Raw genomic sequence first — 17,033 nt, forward strand, 5'->3', positions numbered from 1 at the left:
GCTAATTTTTTAGTTCAGATTCCGGCGGGAAAAATAAGCGTGGCTCAACACGTTCGTCATTGAGGCTTACCCCCAGATGTAAATGCGGTCCCGTTACCCGACCTGTTGCGCCAACTGCACCGATAATATCGCCCTGTTTCACCGTCTGACCATCTTTTACATCAATACGACTTAAGTGACAAAACATGGTTATCAAACCTTGGCCGTGATCAATAAATACCGTATTACCATTAAAAAAGTAATCGCCCGTTCCTCTGATAATTCCTGCCGCAGGTGCATGAATAGGCGTTCCCGTTTTAGCGGCGATATCCATTCCGCTATGCGGTTTTCTGGGTTCACCATTAAAGACTCTACGACGACCAAATAAGCCACTTACACGCCCTTTAATGGGCCAGACAAAATTAACCGGTTCATTATTGGTTTCAGTCCAGGCCGTTAAAGCTTCTTGAATACGGCTTGATTCCTGATTAATTCGCTTCATATCTAATGAATTTGGATTTACTTTCCGCTCATCCTTCACCGTAATATATTGCGTTGGATACTGTTTATCTTTTATGGTGAATAATTGAGTGCTTTTCTCTTCCCCATGTTCTACAACAATACGCAATGTGCCAAGTTTGGCAGAGAGTGGAACACCAACTATAGCCTGCCAAAGTCCATCTGCTTTCACCACCATGACTGGCTTGCCTTCAAAACGCACATCCGGCTTTGCTTGCTGAATATTCCCTACGGGTAAAATCATTACTCCACCCGGCACAGCAGATTGCTCGGGTAATTTAGCCAGAACGTTCGAACAGATTAATAATAAAAATGAAAATAACCACGCTCTACTTTTCATCAACTTTCTTCACCTCACAACTCAGCTGACCTTGGTATAACCTGACTAAGATGCTATCGCCTGGAGTAACCGATGATGCGACGGTAATCACTTCACCTGAATCCGGCTTACTCGTAATACTGTAGCCCCTGTCCAACGTATTTAGGGGACTCACCGCGGCAAGAGTTCTCACCCGCTGCGCCAGAAACTGTCTTGCCTTATCAAGCTGCTGACGCATTAATCGATGATTTTGTTTACTCAGTGTTTGTACGACATTTTGCTGTTCACGTAATTGAGACAATGGCACCTGTCTCTGTAACCTGAACTGTAATGACGAAAATTGCTGATTAATACTTTTCTGATGAGTTCTGTATGCTGTCTGCAAGCGATGAGACAGACTACGCAGTACAGATTGCTGTTTTTCAATTTGTGCTTTGGGATGTTTTAACCTGACGGATAAATAATCCAGTTTTTGCTGATAATTCAGTAATTGGTGATGCCAGGCCGAATCCAACAGTCGTTTTTGCTGCGTGAGCCATTGCGTTTGTTGCCGTAAAATCAACTCTGGTCTTGGTAATGCACGATGTAAATGTTTTAAATGACTTTGTTCAAAGATTAAACGTTGACGAATAATTTGCGTCAACTGCTGCTGATAGCGTTGAAAACTCAACATATATTGTTGAGCCTCCGGCACAGCTAACTCTGCTGCGGCTGATGGTGTTGGTGCCCTGACATCTGCCACAAAATCACAAATCGTAAAATCAATCTCATGCCCTACAGCAGATATAATGGGCAACTCACAAGCGAAAATAGCTCTTGCTAACTGCTCATCATTAAAGCTCCACAGGTCTTCCAACGAGCCACCACCACGACCAATAATAAGAACATCGCAGTCATGTCTTTGATCAGCCAGTTTTACTGCGGCGACTAATTGCCCTGCCGAACTTTCACCTTGCACAGCTACCGGATATAAAATGACATCGACAGCTGGGAAACGACGTTTCAACACACTCACGATGTCATGCACAGCGGCACCATCTGGCGATGAAATTATGCCTATGGATTTGGGTAATATCGGTAATGCTTTTTTGTGCGCCTGATCAAACAGGCCTTCTTGTCCAAGCCTGTGTTTTAAGGCTTCGTATGCTCGCTGTAATGCACCACTTCCCGCCTCTTCCATATGCTCAACAATGAGCTGAAACTCACCACGCCCCTCATACAAACTGACGCGAACACGCAATAAAACCTGCATGCCATTTTCAGGCGTGAAACGTAATTGATTATTGCGATTCCGAAACATGGCGCAGCGAACTTGCGCGGCTTCGTCTTTCAACGTGAAATAAATATGACCTGAGGCAGGCATGGCCAAATTGGAAATTTCACCCTCAACCCAGAGTAGTGGAAATGAGCCTTCCAGCAACACACGGGCTTCTCTGACTAAACGGGAAACCGGATACACATCTTTCACGGCGCGATTTGCTAATGCGCTTGTCTGATTAGATGTAGATTGGACTGCCATAACGCTAGATATTCCTGATATAATTGCATGATCATATTACAGGTAATTTCAGGAACGTGCCCGATGAGAATTGCTCAAGAAGCCCTGACGTTTGATGACGTATTACTCCTACCTGCGTACTCAAACGTTCTCCCACGTGATGTCGATTTAACCACCAAGTTAACCCGTGACATCACAATCAATATTCCACTGCTTTCATCAGCTATGGATACCGTCACCGAAAGTCGTCTGGCCATTGCCATGGCTCAGGAAGGTGGATTAGGTATTCTGCATAAAAACATGACCATCGAACAACAAGCCAATGAAGTTCGTAAGGTCAAGAAATTTGAAAGTGGTGTTGTGCGTGACCCCATCACTGTTTCACCAACTACTACGATTGGTGAAGTAGTTGAACTGACCCGTTCACATAATATCTCTGGTGTGCCTGTCGTTGATGGCGATGATCTGGTCGGCATCGTCACAAGCCGTGATCTGCGTTTTGAAACACATTACGATAATCCTGTTTCTGAAATCATGACCAAAAAAGACAAGCTGGTCACCGTAAAAGAAGACGCATCACGTGATGAAGTTCTGGCGCTTTTACACACTAATCGCATCGAAAAAGTACTGGTCATTGATGATAATTTTCATCTGACAGGCATGATTACGGTTAAGGATATTCAAAAACAAACGGATAACCCACTAGCTTCTAAAGACGAGCAAGAACGTTTACGCGTTGGTGCTGCTGTCGGTATCGGTGCAGAGAGCAATGCCCGCGTTGAAGCCTTAGCTGCTGCCGGTGTCGATGTTATCGTTGTTGATACAGCACACGGTCACTCACAAGGTGTGTTGGATCAGGTGAAATGGGTAAAACAGAATTTCCCACAGGTTCAGGTTATCGGTGGCAATATCGCTACAGCTGAAGCCGCTTTAGCCTTAGTTGAAGCTGGTGCCGATGCAGTTAAAGTAGGTATTGGTCCTGGCTCAATTTGTACAACACGTATTGTTGCAGGTGTCGGTGTTCCTCAAATCAGTGCCATCAGTAATGTTGCAAAAGCGTTAGAAGGCACAGGTATTCCTGTTATCGCTGACGGTGGTATCCGTTTCTCAGGTGATATTGCAAAAGCATTGGTTGCCGGAGCACATACCATTATGATCGGTGGTATGTTTGCCGGTACTGAAGAAGCGCCAGGCGAAGTTGAGCTTTACCAAGGCCGTTCATACAAGTCATACCGTGGTATGGGTTCAATGGGCGCGATGCAACAAAAACAAGGTTCAAGTGATCGTTACTTCCAGGAATCCAGCGAAGCAGACAAACTTGTTCCAGAAGGTATTGAAGGTCGCGTACCGTTCAAAGGCAGTTTGAGTGCTGTAATTCATCAGCTTATCGGTGGTATCCGCGCCAGCATGGGTTACACCGGTTCAGCAACGATTGAAGATATGCGTACCAAACCGCAATTCGTTAAAGTCACTTCTGCCGGTATGAGTGAAAGTCATGTTCATGACGTCACCATCATTAAAGAAGCACCTAACTACCGCGTTAACTAAACCATTCACAACTGCCCCTTTCTGGGGCAGTTGTTATTTAACAGAGTTGAAGATACCTCAATGACCAGCAATATTCACGACCATCGTATTCTTATCCTTGATTTTGGCTCTCAGTACACGCAATTAATTGCGCGTCGTATTCGTGAAGCCGGCGTGTATTGTGAACTTCGTAATCCGGAAATAACGGAAGCCGAGATTCGTGAATTCAATCCAAAAGGCATCATCTTATCGGGTGGTCCGGATTCAACCATCGGCGAAGCTGCGCCAAGTGCCCCACAAATCGTCTTTGAAATGGGCCTGCCAGTCTTAGGTATTTGTTACGGCATGCAAACCATGGCTTCACAATTGGGCGGCGCTGTAGAGTCATCGAATCATCGTGAATTTGGTTATGCTCAAATTCGTGCACGTGGTCACTCAGAATTACTCCGTGATATCGAAGATCACACCACGGCAGAAGGCTGGGGCATGCTGGATGTATGGATGAGCCATGGTGATCGCGTCGCTGAATTACCTGAAGGTTTTAAAGTCATTGCCAGTACCGATAGTGCTCCTATCGCTGGTATGGCCGATGAAGAACGCCGCTTTTATGGCGTTCAATTCCATCCGGAAGTGACTCATACCACTCAAGGTCAGCGCATAATTGAGCGTTTCCTTGTCGATATCTGCGGCTGTGAATGTTTATGGACCTCCGCTAATATCATCGAAGACAGCATCAAAGCTATTCGTGAACAAGTCGGTGATGACGAGGTATTATTAGGTCTATCAGGTGGCGTTGATTCATCTGTTGTTGCAGCTCTCCTGCATAAAGCCATTGGCGATCAATTAACATGCGTATTTGTTGATAATGGCCTGCTTCGTGAAAACGAAGGTGATCAGGTGATGGCCATGTTTGCGAAGCATATGGGCATTCGAGTAATTCGTGTCGATGCCGAAGATCGTTTCCTGAATGAGTTAGCTGGTGAGGCTGATCCTGAGAAAAAACGTAAAATTATTGGTCGGGTCTTTGTAGAAGTCTTTGACGAAGAATCAACCAAATTAAAAAATGTGAAATGGCTGGCACAAGGTACTATCTATCCAGATGTGATTGAGTCTGCAGCAGCCAAAACCGGTAAAGCTCACGTTATCAAGACTCACCATAATGTCGGTGGCTTGCCAGAGCATATGAAACTGCAACTGGTTGAACCTTTGCGTGAATTATTCAAAGATGAAGTACGTAAACTCGGTGTCGAGCTGGGTCTGCCTTCTGATATGGTTTATCGTCACCCTTTCCCAGGCCCAGGTTTAGGTGTGCGTATTCTTGGCGAAGTGAAAAAAGAATTTGCTGATTTATTACGTAAAGCTGACAACATCTTTATCGAAGAACTACGTAAACACGATCTGTACGACAAAACCAGTCAGGCATTTGCTGTATTCCTTCCTGTGAAATCAGTCGGTGTGATGGGTGATGGCCGTCGTTATGACTATGTAGTATCACTACGTGCTGTAGAAACCATTGATTTCATGACAGCACGCTGGGCAAACTTGCCTTATGATTTCCTGGATCTGGTTTCACGTCGTATCATCAATGAAACAGCCGGTATTTCCCGTGTTGTTTATGATATCTCAGGTAAACCACCAGCTACGATTGAATGGGAATAAAGCAACGACATTATTTAGTTAGTGGCCGGGTTCAAGGCGTCAGTTACCGCTACTCGGCCCAGCAACAAGCACATAAACTCGGCTTGACCGGCTGGGTTAGAAACCTGGCTGATGGTCGGGTAGAATTACTCATTCAAGGTGAAACTCAGCAACTGGAAGATATGCTCAAATGGGCTAATCAAGGGCCACGGTTTGCTAAAGTCACTTCACTAGAAGTTAGTGAACAAATACCTGATTCGACCATCACAGACTTTAAGATTCGTTAATCTTTACGTTTTACTTAGCCGACTATTGCTAATGGTAAAACAAAAGCTATGATGTATTCCCAATTCGATTAATAACAAAGGTAGTCACATGGCTCAGCGCTTTAATTCCCAGAGCTTTCTATTACGTTTTTTGTTTGCTTTGCTTTTGGTCTTTGTCAGTTATAACCCGAGTGGTTATAGCTATTATCACTGGGCTCAAGAGGCTTTCTTTGGACAAGGAACCTTTAAAACGCCCCCCTTTGCGATGACAACGGTATTACTACTCATTGGCTGGACTATTTATCTTAGGGCAACCTTTCGTTCTCTAGGCGGATTTGGATTATTACTGGCTCTAGCATTCTTCGCCATTATTATCTGGTGGCTGGTTGATCTTGGTTTACTGGGCATCAATGATTTTTCTATTCTTAGCTATATTGCACTCTTCCTTATCTCAGCGGTGTTAGCTGTAGGTATGTCATGGTCACATATTCGTCGGCGCATCTCTGGTCAGATTGATACCGACGATGTCGATGAAAATTAGCACTTAATTTATCAATAGAAGAATTTGCCCAACTGTGTCAAAACAAGAAAAAGATGTCACTAAAACCGCTGCACAAGCAGCATGGAATACCCTCACCTCTGAGGATGATGGCAGAGCATGCAAAGATATACCGGAAGCAGCCTGTCATGAACAGCCCAGAAACTTTTTGACACATATTATTTCTTTATCATTAACAAAATCAGCTGATGCCTTTATTAACCCAAAACTGATTTTAAGCTGGATTTTGACAACACTTGGCGCACCTGCCTATTTCATCGGTTTATTAGTCCCGCTCCGGGAAGCGGGCTCTTTATTACCACAACTATTTATCGCCAATACCATTCGTTCCCTGCCTCTACGCAAATATGCCTGGGTTTTGGGGAGTTTTATACAAGGCCTCTGTGCGGCAGGAATGGGCATTGCGGTCATCTTTTTGGAAGGTACTCCACTGGGTTTAACTATCGTCTGCCTTTTAGGCCTGTTAGCCTTCTCTCGCAGCATGTGCTCTGTTTCCTATAAAGATGTCTTGGGTAAAACAGTCAGTAAATCTAAACGTGGCACGGCCACAGGTACAGCTTCATCTTTATCAGCCGGATTAGTGATTGCTTACGCGCTACTTATTTCTCTTAATATTGTTGATAAATTAACGCTGGTGACTATAGGCCTTTTCTTTGCAGCAGGTTTCTGGATAATCGCCAGCGCATTATTTTCTACACTGGAAGAACAGAGAGGTGCGACAGAGGGTGGCGGTAGTCTGTTTGTTATTGCTAAACAAAATTTTTCTTATCTCTACAAAGATAGAGAGCTGGGACTATTCATTGTCACACGCGCATTACTTATCGCCACAGCTTTAGCACCACCTTTTATGTTGGCATTGAATGCCGAAAACCTGAATAACAATATCGGTGGCTTGGGAAGCTTACTACTCGCCTCTTCTCTGGCCAGTCTTGTCAGTGGTTATGTGTGGGGACGGCTGGCAGATATCTCCAGCAGGAAGGTTTTACTATTGTCTGGTTTCAGTGCAGGTATTGCTCTACTCCTTACCGTATTCGCCGCCAGCAACAAACTATTAGATATTTACTGGGTATTACCTGCTTTATTATTTGCTCTTATGGTTGCGTATGAAGGCGTCCGTATGGGACGTTCAATTCATTTAGTGGATATTGCTGATCAGGATAAACGTGCTATTTATACTGCACTTTCTAATTCAATCATTGGTGTTTTTCTATTATTAGGCGGTTTATTTAGTGTTATTTCACACTGGTATGGTGAACAAGTCGTTTTATTACTCTTCGCTTTAATGAGTTTCAGCTCAATGATTTCTGCGTACCTGATGAAAGAAGCGCAATAAATAGCCATTCTCACATGGATATACAGGCGGTATTCCTTAACCGTGATATCCCATTTTGTTTATGCTTATACATCGTCTTTTGGCCCTTAGAGCCACCAATAAAATAAAAAGCGAAACCTTATGAGTGAGAGAGATAATGCCTTTTTTGATCGTGCTGACGCCTTTATTCGTTTAGCTAATCAACAGATGGAAAAAGGCTCTGTAGCCGGTGAAGTCAGTGCTTCATTCATGTACGGCTTAGCCCGTTATACCGCATGGTTCAGTGCATCAGGCTGGACACAGAGTAAAGATATGGCGGATGCCAGAGAAGAAACGATCGACTTTTTTGTGGAGGAATACCGTCAGATGCTGGAAATGAATATGGATGACTATATTCAGAACTTTGATCAGTATATTCAAGTATCAGAAGAGCTAAAACAAAAAGGTTAGTTGAGCACAACACAGACCGACCCTCATCAATTTTACGCTTTGATTCTCAAAAAATTATCAGTAAATCCAACTCAATTGATATAGCATCTAATCTTTAATGATGATTGGATTTACTGATATGTCTGTTCGTTTTTTAAAAACGCTGAACTGGATAATTTTTACTTGCGTATTTTTTTCCCTGAATGGGTGCGCAACCCGGTACTTAATAGAATCAGATCGCTATCAGCAGTCTCCTGAAACAGGTTCACATCAATACATTGATGCCGTGAGCCATTGATGATATCCCCGCGCTTAAGGCACTCTTCACAAGCATTTAACAATCGCTGATGTTAGTATGAACGCATGTTTATTGTGGAGAAATCTATGCTTATTCATGTTTTAAAGTTGCTTAGCCTGAGTGCATTATTATTTCTGAGTGCCTGTCACCACTTCCATCCACATCAAGCCATGCCGCCTGGCCACGATCCAAATGGTCCGGGCAATAGCGAAAATGCACCAGGTCATAACAAGTAAACAGGAATAGAAAATGTTGCTTAAATTATTCGGTATTTTATTTATTGCTGCTGGTACAGCAGGTTTGGTCATGGATGATATTCCATTTACCAAGAAAACCCATGAAGCAGATCTTGGTGTCATTGAGCTGCATATTGATGAAAAAGAAAGTTATCATGTGCCTGATTGGCTTGGTGCCGGCAGTATTGGTTTAGGTACTCTGCTACTTTTGATTCCAACTGGTGGTGGTCGTCGCCATTAACTAATGCTCATCACGCATCATAGCTCGTTTATGATGCGTGAGTCCTACCTCCTATTTCTCCTCAAACTTCTTAAAAACTTGTCTCTCAGTCCCTAATAATTGCTTTTTTTTGGACGCAAAGACAAAACACTTTTTTTACATCACGCTAGTATGACAATTCACACAAATGTGGATCTCTGCTTCTTAAACAACTTGCAAAAGCATGTTTAAAAAACAGTCATTCTTGTGTGGTGTGTTTTTTTAATGGAGAAAAAACAATGCAGCACCCAATTAAAAATTCGGTAAGCCGATCACTTCTTTTTGCACAGGACATAGGACTGATATTAGTAGCAATAGCCACCATGGTAGCTATCGGCATCGAAGTAAAAATAATGATAGACAACAGTTATGTATCACTCACCGATTTGTTACTGATGTTTATCTACTTAGAAGTTTTGACGATGGTAGCAGTCTATTACGAGTCAGGTGAGTTACCTATAAAGATACCACTGTATATAGCAATTGTTGCTTTAGCACGCTACCTGATTCTTGATATGAAGAATATTGATACATGGCGAATTATTGGAATAGCTTCTTCTATTCTATTAATAGGTGCCTCAATCATCATCATTTATTACTGCAAAAAGCTTATGCAGGACAAAGTTGAAAGCTGATCATAAATAACGCGATGAGCAGCTTATTTGGCGGAACTATATTGTTCCGCCTTTTTTTTGTTTATCACTCTCATTCTTATTCCTAAAACTCCATTCCCTTTTTATTTTCAGCTTTGATTAAGCTTGTCTAATTAAGCTCATTTGCATATTGGTTTCCTCTGGAGAAAACATGCAAAAATCAAAACACATTCTCAATCACTGGTTAACCATCACGCTATTGTGTTTCAGTACTATTTTGCTACTCACTTATACCCGCACTGAAGCTAAGATAAAAAATACAGCACTGTGGGATCTAAACTCTCAGTATGAAGTAGGTCACCCCATCAATATCCATGGCATTGATGACAACTTATCTGGTCTGACATATCAGCCCGAAAGCGATCACTTATTTGCTGTACAGAACAATCCAACCCAGCTGATAGAAATGACAAAACAAGGTGACATTATCCGTCGTATTGCTTTATCAAACTTTGTTGACACCGAAAGCGTTGATTACCTGGGAAACAATACTTTCGTTGTGTCAGAAGAAAGAAGGCAGCAACTGGTCTTTTTTTCCATCACGGATACAACAAAAAATATAAGTTACGAGGAAAGTGAACGCTTACCTATGAACTGGATAGAGCAAAATAACAGAGGTATGGAAGGGGTAGTATGGTCACCCCAATATGGTTTTTTTATTCTGCAGGAAGAGCCACCAAAGATTTTAAATCATGTCTTGCAACATACTGAAACCGATATTGATGTAGCAAAACTTAATCACTCATTACCTAAACATGTTGACGATTTTGCAGGCATTAGTCTGTTTTATGTAGAACAGAAACCTTTTCTCCTAGTACTGAGTGAAGCATCTGATGAGCTGAGTATGATCAATTTAAGCGGTGATAGAGTCACCAGTCTGTCATTAAAAACCGGACCATTTAATCTTTGGCCGATAATGAAACAACCTGAAGGCGTTGCGGTGGACAAAGACGGCCATATTTATATTGTCGGAGAACCAAACCAAATGTTCACACTAAAACGGAAAAATGACTTAAAACAACCCTTTTAAGTTACAAAAAAAAGCGGTCTGATGACCGCTTTTTTTAATTGATTTATACATCATAGGTTGATGCTGAAACATCACCGCCATGTCCTGTCCAATTGGTATGGAAAAACTCACCACGTGGTTTATCAATCCTTTCATACGTATGAGCACCAAAATAATCACGTTGTGCTTGTAATAAATTCGCAGGTAAGCGTTCACTCCGGTAACCATCATAAAAGGAAAGAGCACTGCTAAATGTTGGTACAGGAACGCCGATACTGACTGCCGTAGCTACCGCCTTACGCCATCCCGGAAGAGATTCTGTGATTGCTTCGATGAAAAAATCATCCAATAGTAAATTATGTAAATCTGGCTTGAGATCAAACGCATCACGAATTTTGCCCAAAAACTGACTACGAATAATACAGCCGCCACGCCACATTAAGGCAATACCGCCATAATTAAGCTCCCAACCATAAATTTTGGCTGCTTCACGCATCAACATATAGCCTTGAGCGTAGGAAATAATTTTTGATGCATACAACGCATCCCGGATAGCCGTGACCATTTCTGCTTTATCACCCTCAAAACTACCCGTTAAAGCTGGCAACACTTTAGAGGCTCTGACCCTTTCCTCTTTTAACGACGATAAACAACGGGAGAACACGGCTTCACCGATTAAGGTTAACGGTATACCCAGATCAAGCGCATTCATGCCTGTCCATTTGCCCGTACCTTTTTGGCCTGCAGTATCGAGGATATGGTCAACAAGTAATTCACCATCTTCATCACGCTTTGCTAGGATATCTCGGGTAATTTCAATCAAATAGGAATCCAGGACACCTTCATTCCAGTCAGCAAAAACCTGGTGTATTTCATCACCAGTCATGCCAAGTCCTTCACGCATCATCTGATAGGCTTCGCAAATAAGCTGCATGTCACCGTATTCAATACCGTTATGGACCATTTTGACGTAATGTCCGGCACCATCATTTCCAACCCAGTCACAACATGGTTCACCATCAACTTGTGCAGCAATGGCCTGAAAAATAGGCTTAATCGCTGACCAAGCAGCATGATTGCCGCCAGGCATTAATGACGGTCCATGGCGCGCTCCTTCTTCGCCACCGGAAACACCACTACCGATAAATAAAATACCTTTCTGACGTAGCTCCTGTGTTCTTCTATCACTATCGTTAAATAACGAGTTGCCGCCATCAATAATAATGTCGCCTTTCTCAAGATACGGCACCAATTGCTCAATAAATGCATCCACCACCGGACCCGCTTTGACCATTAACATGACGCGTCGGGGTAACTTCAGACTATTCACAAAACCTTTCAGATCATGACAACCGATAATGTTGGTGTCTTTCGCTGGTCCGTTAATAAAGTCATCGACTTTGCTCGTCGTACGATTGAATACCGAAACCTTGAAGCCCTTGTCATTCATATTTAAAACAAGGTTCTGTCCCATTACGGCAAGTCCGACGACACCGATATCTGCTACTGCAGGATTATCTACTTCTTTCATAAGTCTCTACACACCTTTATATATTCACCAATAGCTTCGCGGGTTGATCCCACAACTAAACGACGTTGTCCTGATGCCGAATCACACTCTACCGCCCCTGCTACCTCAATGATCTCTCCCGCTTGTGCCTGACCAACATAAGTATGGGTAAATGAAATGACTTCCGGCGTCATTTCATTATCAATCAGGTAACGGGCGGGGAAATCAAATGCTTGCTGATCATCAATCACCACGGCTTTTAAGGTAGAAATTCCTTGCTTGATATAATGACGGTGATCGACTACCAGCTCTTCCAGCAAACTGACCATACCAATATCAAACTTGGTACCATCAATCGCTGCCTTGTTATATTTACGCGCTTCATGCCAGGCAAATTCTTCAAAATTAAGCTCGCCACCGCGTCGTTGAAAATTATCTTGCATAAGTGACAGATCAAGCGCCGTCAGTTGCTGCTCCGCAACGGCTTGTTTCACTGCCTGACGAGTTTGACGAAAAGCCTCACGCCCATATACAACCAAATCGATATCTGAGCCTTTCTTTTGCTGACCAATCAACATTGATCCTGTCAGACCCAGCGAATCAATATTCACTCCATATTTGGTAAGAATAGCGATTAAACGCTGGCATTTTTCCTCAATTTCATCATTGGCAGAACGAGCAAGAACAGACCTTAAATGCTGTTCTGGTTGATGATGAATTTCAACATCCTCAGGTTTTACCGCATGAAACTCAGCATCAAACTGCAACGATTTAAAAAGATATTTAGGATAATGACGGGCTAATAAACGATTGGCTTGCTCAGTATCGATTTTCTGCCATTGACCTTGATTTTCGATATAACGCAGAAAACAACCAATTTTTTGTTGATGGGGATGATAGCTGACCACAGCAAAGATAAGACCTTCAGCAGTCTGAATAAAGTCCTTTGGCAAATAAGGGAAATCTGCCTCTCTCATCGTGTATTACGCTCCTTTGTTAAAGCCATCATGACAAGAAACTACCCCAGTCGTCTAGCCCACATCCATAATCCAGATAAAGATAAGAAAATAATAAGAACACTTAGTGCATCAATCAGCCAAATACCTATCGCGCCGAGAATATGGCCATTGTGTATATCGAGAAGAAGTTGCTGAATACTGATACCTTTACCATAAAAAAACTGTTTGAGCTCGGTATTTACTGACTGAGGCAAAGGATGCGGCATACTCCATGAGACGCCTTGTAATGAAATCGGTTCCCATGTGTCCAACATAAAATTACTGCGCCACATAGATTGGCGAGTCTGTAAAACCGGCTCACCATGATAGAGACCAATATTTTGGATCGGTGCCGGAATACCAGCTTCAGCCCCCATTTTTTCAATAAACTCACCCTCACGGGTAAATAGAATTAATGCATCGTCGGTAGTTAAAACAATAATATCTTCAAGTGCAATCCCGCCTAATAAGGGACGTTCAATATGTATCAATGGCGTTGCATCAAGAAAAAGCTGATTACCAAATTGGGAAAAAATTTTATTATCGATCAAAAAAGCAATGTCGGGTTTGACCTCTCCCATGCCATACTGAGACATCAGCCAGTCCCAATTGACATAACGCTTATCAAGCTTGAGCTGACTGGAATGATTGAGCGCTACCCCAGTAATAGCAAACATTAATAAAAAACTGGCTAAGATAGCGCCAATAACTCGATGAAAACTGCGCAATTTGCGGCTCATGGATCAACTCTGGCTAATATATGAATCCAGATATAATGCCAGCCTAACGACATTCGTCATAGCCCTTACAGATAAGGTAGCTCCGGTAATGCCATCAATATGTTTATCCAAGCTATTATCAACCAATCCGACATGTTGAAATTGTTGGGTGAATGCCGGGTATTTCACTTCTCCTCCCCGACTCTCACGATAAGCCAGGACTTTCACCTGCTCTACTCGATGGTCGTTAATAACCACACCAAAAGTAATTGGCTCCTCTTTACCAATTTCCTCAAGTATCCAGACGCTTCGTTGCCCATCCCGCCAATACCGAATACGTAAACCGGCATAAGGGTGACCAAGAATATCTACAACAGTTTGTCGGACATCGCCTTTCATCCAGACAACATCACTTTGTGGAAGCGTTCCGTTAAACACCTCTGCTAAGAAAGCATCATTGGTTTGATAAACCCCACGAGCATGGGATGCCGTCGCGGTGAGTAGTATGATTGAACATAAAAAAACGACTTGCAAACCAGAAACGACTATCTTCATCTTATAACTACCCACCACGCCAACTTCACTCATCCATTAAAACTGATAACCCAGACCGATATTAAAGCCATCAAATTCATCGTTTTCATTCTCAGCATCCTGATCCTGATAATCAAATTTGACGACCACCTGTGGGTCTAACCACCAGTTCACACCTAAATCCCATGAACGTACTTCTGAGTCAACAGAGCTACCCGCCTGGTTATCCCATAAGCTATAGCGTGTGAAGATACCAATCGCATCGGTCAGTTTATAAGAAGGTTCTAGATACCAGCCCATCTGCTTATCTGCGCCTACCGATTTAGGCCCGTCACCTTCTAAATGCCATGTTGCATATAGAGCACGGAAACCAAATTTTCCTTGTTGAATAGCCGTATGCGCTTCCCACAACACAGCACTGCCTGCATCGTGATCATTACCCTGTGTCACATCTTCCTGATATTGCAATGAGGTGGCAACTTCAACACCGGGAATAGCCGTCCACTTCAGTCTGCCTGTGTATGCAAAATCACTGGCATCGGCTTCAGATACTTTTTGGCGACCACTACGAACAGAGTAATCCTTGCTAGCCGAAGTATTTAAGCCAGAAGTCATTGCGGCATCATAAGAAAAACCCGGTGCCAACTCCCCACTAAACATCACACCGCCTTCCCACCAGGTCGTAGGAATGATGTTTTTCTCAACATTATTGCGTTCTACACCATAAAAAGTATTTGGCTCATGCGTTTCATTCAATAAACCAATGGGGATAAGGAATAAACCTGCATTAACGCGATGCTTATCATTAAAGTCGTATTGAATATAGGCTTGCTCAAGCTCAACTTCACCGTTTTGACCTTCACCAGAGATGGAGTGCTCTAACTCCAACTCTGAAAATAGGCGAAGTCGATCATTAAACTCATGATTAAAAAATAAGACAAAGCGATGAAAGTCAATTTCATCCTTATCAGCGCCACTACCCTGATTCTGTAAATTATTGTAGTGCAGCTCTCCATAGCCACCGATAGACGTCTTACTTTCTTGGGCAGCAGAGGCTTTTACGGCTTCTTCTGTTGCCACAGCTAATGCTTCAGCCGTTTCATTTGCCTGTTCAGCTTTAGCTTGTGTGGCAACGACTTGCTGTTTAAGTGTTTGATTTTCTGTTTTCAGTTCTGCGTTTTGTTGTTTAACTTCATTCAGCTGTTGTTTCATTTCTTGTAACAACTGCCAGATTTCTTCATTTGTCGGCGTAGCTGCCTGTGCTGATGCCATTAAAGTCATCAAGGCACTCGCCAAAAGTGATTTTTTGTATTTTTGCATACTCTCTCTTCCTGTTTTCAATCGTAAAAACAAGAGAAAGTATACCCAGATTGCGAATCACTATCACTTAGTTTTAGGTATTTTTCATATATTCATAAGGAAATATTCATATATAAAACCAGGACTACATCATGACACGAAGACTGGGCTGTGATGAATGAGTTGAATTTAACTCAAACAAACCTCTGCTTATATCATGAGCAAATTGAGTAAAGTGATGTTCACTCATTCTTACCGTGATCGACCCCATTGTAAGATGCATCATCTTACAATCCGGACAATGCTGGATATCTACGGTTTTGGATTCATATATCGTTTCTGGTTTACATGCTCTGCTCGCCATGGTGACTCCGTTTGAATAATTAAATAAGGTAAAACGCTGTTCGCTGTTTCAGATTTCGATGTCGGCAATAAACATCCCACCAGCTTTTGGCATAGGACTGCCAAAGTGTTTTGATGGTAAGACGATCATCTTGAGTGATTAATAAGCGGTAATTACGACTGATTTGTAATGCCAGACATGCTGAGGGATTGAGTTGATAATAAACCACCAACTCTTTAATCGCTGCCAGCAAACATTCTCGCTGCCACTCCGGACGTTTTAGTGGCATATTCATGACTTTAATTTCCTTGCTGCTGTAGAAAGCAGCATATTCCAGACCGTTTTCTTTGAGCTTCTATCAAGACAATTAAAATCAGCAGCATGAAGCTTGCCTTCACGTATCAATGTCTCTAACTTATTTTCATCAAAAGCCAGATGAATGCTATGTCGTCCTTGCGTATTAAATTGAGCTGTTTTCATACTCACCTCCCGCTAACAATGTGGAGATGAGTATAAATACATTTAAATCTAAATGCAAATCATTCTTATTTAAAATAATGTAAAGTTTTGGGGAGTAGCTTTAAGGAGAATAAGATCCCGTACCGTAATAACCGTAGCCTACAAATGGCCAGTCATGTTTAGGATTATAGGGAAGACCAGACACCGGATTATTTGCTGGCCAGCGTTGATCTTTAATCAACTGAATAACGGGCAGAGTTAATTGCTTTTGATCGACAGTAATAGATTTGTGATCAACAACTTCACCTAATACTGTAACGAAGCTATCTTTTTTGTAGACTTCAGGGTCAAGAAAGTCTGCACTACGAATAAAAAAACGACCGTCACTGTCATTGCTTTCATCAGGTCGGCCTACACGGTTCAGTGGAAACTGAACAACCAGTATTTCTGATTGCTGTTCATTATTCTCAACAGCAATAATTTTGCCTCCCCAACGAACCGTTTTACCTTTATATAACTCAATATTCTCGGCGACCTGCTTAAGAGACAAATCTTCTGTCGGCGGTTTAATGGTTGGCGACATATAACTACACGCTGTCAGTGCAGACAAAACTAATATAAGTATGATGAAACGAACCATTGGCAAACCTCCTGTCATTAACACTTAATG

At 42.4% G+C, this 17,033-nt stretch carries 21 protein-coding genes; 10 read left to right on the forward strand and 11 right to left on the reverse strand.

Features of this window, described 5'->3' with window-relative positions; translation table 11 throughout:
* Position 1: 1 nt before the first annotated feature.
* Positions 2–838, reverse strand: coding sequence for a peptidoglycan DD-metalloendopeptidase family protein (locus tag BM232_RS00975; RefSeq protein ID WP_091711319.1), 837 nt, complete (start codon positions 836–838; stop codon positions 2–4).
* Positions 828–2,336, reverse strand: a complete 1,509-nt coding sequence (gene xseA, locus BM232_RS00980; protein WP_091711320.1) for an exodeoxyribonuclease VII large subunit — start codon at positions 2,334–2,336, stop codon at positions 828–830. Before xseA ends, BM232_RS00975 begins: the two co-directional genes overlap by 11 nt.
* Before the next feature lie 63 nt (positions 2,337–2,399).
* Here xseA and guaB point away from each other — a divergent pair, with 63 nt between their 5' ends.
* The 10 genes from guaB (at position 2,400) to BM232_RS01025 (ending at position 10,522) form a co-directional block, all read left to right on the forward strand.
* Positions 2,400–3,863: an IMP dehydrogenase gene (gene guaB, locus BM232_RS00985; protein ID WP_091711321.1), complete on the forward strand. Its 1,464-nt coding sequence runs from the start codon at positions 2,400–2,402 to the stop codon at positions 3,861–3,863.
* 60 nt (positions 3,864–3,923) lie between these two features.
* Positions 3,924–5,501: a glutamine-hydrolyzing GMP synthase gene (gene guaA / locus BM232_RS00990; RefSeq protein WP_091711322.1), complete on the forward strand. Its 1,578-nt coding sequence runs from the start codon at positions 3,924–3,926 to the stop codon at positions 5,499–5,501.
* Positions 5,492–5,767 carry an acylphosphatase gene (gene yccX, locus BM232_RS00995; protein ID WP_091711323.1) on the forward strand — a complete coding sequence of 92 codons (276 nt, stop codon included), beginning with the start codon at positions 5,492–5,494 and terminating at the stop codon, positions 5,765–5,767. The genes guaA and yccX overlap by 10 nt, the downstream gene beginning before the upstream one ends.
* A gap of 88 nt (positions 5,768–5,855) precedes the next feature.
* A complete protein-coding gene (locus BM232_RS01000; RefSeq protein ID WP_091711324.1) occupies positions 5,856–6,287 on the forward strand; it encodes a DUF6524 family protein in 432 nt (143 codons plus the stop codon).
* A 34-nt stretch (positions 6,288–6,321) separates the two neighbouring features.
* On the forward strand, positions 6,322–7,638 hold the full coding sequence (locus BM232_RS01005; protein WP_091711325.1) for an MFS transporter: 1,317 nt from the start codon (positions 6,322–6,324) through the stop codon (positions 7,636–7,638).
* Positions 7,639–7,758: 120 nt separating this feature from the next.
* Entirely contained in the window at positions 7,759–8,067 is a 309-nt protein-coding gene (locus BM232_RS01010) for a DUF3144 domain-containing protein (protein ID WP_091711326.1), read from the forward strand.
* A gap of 363 nt (positions 8,068–8,430) precedes the next feature.
* On the forward strand, positions 8,431–8,580 hold the full coding sequence (locus tag BM232_RS14855; protein WP_177207231.1) for a hypothetical protein: 150 nt from the start codon (positions 8,431–8,433) through the stop codon (positions 8,578–8,580).
* 13 nt (positions 8,581–8,593) lie between these two features.
* The gene (locus BM232_RS01015; protein ID WP_091711327.1) at positions 8,594–8,821 is read left to right on the forward strand and encodes a hypothetical protein; all 228 of its coding nucleotides are present in this window, start codon (positions 8,594–8,596) and stop codon (positions 8,819–8,821) included.
* 257 nt (positions 8,822–9,078) lie between these two features.
* Positions 9,079–9,474: a phosphate-starvation-inducible protein PsiE gene (locus BM232_RS01020; protein ID WP_091711328.1), complete on the forward strand. Its 396-nt coding sequence runs from the start codon at positions 9,079–9,081 to the stop codon at positions 9,472–9,474.
* A gap of 169 nt (positions 9,475–9,643) precedes the next feature.
* Positions 9,644–10,522 carry an SdiA-regulated domain-containing protein gene (locus tag BM232_RS01025; protein WP_091711329.1) on the forward strand — a complete coding sequence of 293 codons (879 nt, stop codon included), beginning with the start codon at positions 9,644–9,646 and terminating at the stop codon, positions 10,520–10,522.
* A gap of 43 nt (positions 10,523–10,565) precedes the next feature.
* Here the strand turns inward: BM232_RS01025 and gnd are convergent, their stop codons facing one another.
* The 9 genes from gnd to BM232_RS01070 all read right to left on the reverse strand — a co-directional run bounded on the left by gnd (position 10,566) and on the right by BM232_RS01070 (position 17,003).
* Positions 10,566–12,032 (reverse strand): decarboxylating NADP(+)-dependent phosphogluconate dehydrogenase, encoded by a 1,467-nt coding sequence (gene gnd / locus BM232_RS01030; RefSeq protein WP_091711330.1) that lies wholly within the window; start codon positions 12,030–12,032, stop codon positions 10,566–10,568.
* Complete coding sequence (locus BM232_RS01035) at positions 12,029–12,988, reverse strand: nucleotidyltransferase domain-containing protein (protein WP_091711331.1); 960 nt, start codon at positions 12,986–12,988, stop codon at positions 12,029–12,031. Before BM232_RS01035 ends, gnd begins: the two co-directional genes overlap by 4 nt.
* A 41-nt stretch (positions 12,989–13,029) precedes the next feature.
* Positions 13,030–13,749: a PepSY-associated TM helix domain-containing protein gene (locus BM232_RS01040; RefSeq protein WP_091711332.1), complete on the reverse strand. Its 720-nt coding sequence runs from the start codon at positions 13,747–13,749 to the stop codon at positions 13,030–13,032.
* Between the two features lie 3 nt (positions 13,750–13,752).
* Positions 13,753–14,316, reverse strand: a complete 564-nt coding sequence (locus tag BM232_RS01045; protein ID WP_245752785.1) for an FMN-binding protein — start codon at positions 14,314–14,316, stop codon at positions 13,753–13,755.
* Positions 14,317–14,319: 3 nt separating this feature from the next.
* The gene (locus BM232_RS01050; RefSeq protein WP_091711333.1) at positions 14,320–15,582 is read right to left on the reverse strand and encodes a porin; all 1,263 of its coding nucleotides are present in this window, start codon (positions 15,580–15,582) and stop codon (positions 14,320–14,322) included.
* 124 nt (positions 15,583–15,706) lie between these two features.
* A complete protein-coding gene (locus BM232_RS01055) occupies positions 15,707–15,925 on the reverse strand; it encodes a hypothetical protein (RefSeq protein ID WP_091711334.1) in 219 nt (72 codons plus the stop codon).
* A 19-nt stretch (positions 15,926–15,944) separates the two neighbouring features.
* Entirely contained in the window at positions 15,945–16,199 is a 255-nt protein-coding gene (locus BM232_RS01060; RefSeq protein ID WP_091711335.1) for a hypothetical protein, read from the reverse strand.
* The gene (locus tag BM232_RS01065) at positions 16,196–16,384 is read right to left on the reverse strand and encodes a hypothetical protein (protein ID WP_091711336.1); all 189 of its coding nucleotides are present in this window, start codon (positions 16,382–16,384) and stop codon (positions 16,196–16,198) included. Before BM232_RS01065 ends, BM232_RS01060 begins: the two co-directional genes overlap by 4 nt.
* Before the next feature lie 100 nt (positions 16,385–16,484).
* A complete protein-coding gene (locus BM232_RS01070) occupies positions 16,485–17,003 on the reverse strand; it encodes a Slp family lipoprotein (RefSeq protein WP_177207232.1) in 519 nt (172 codons plus the stop codon).
* Positions 17,004–17,033 lie beyond the last annotated feature (30 nt).

Source organism: Methylophaga sulfidovorans, from assembly GCF_900114205.1.
GTDB classification, from domain to species: domain Bacteria; phylum Pseudomonadota; class Gammaproteobacteria; order Nitrosococcales; family Methylophagaceae; genus Methylophaga; species Methylophaga sulfidovorans.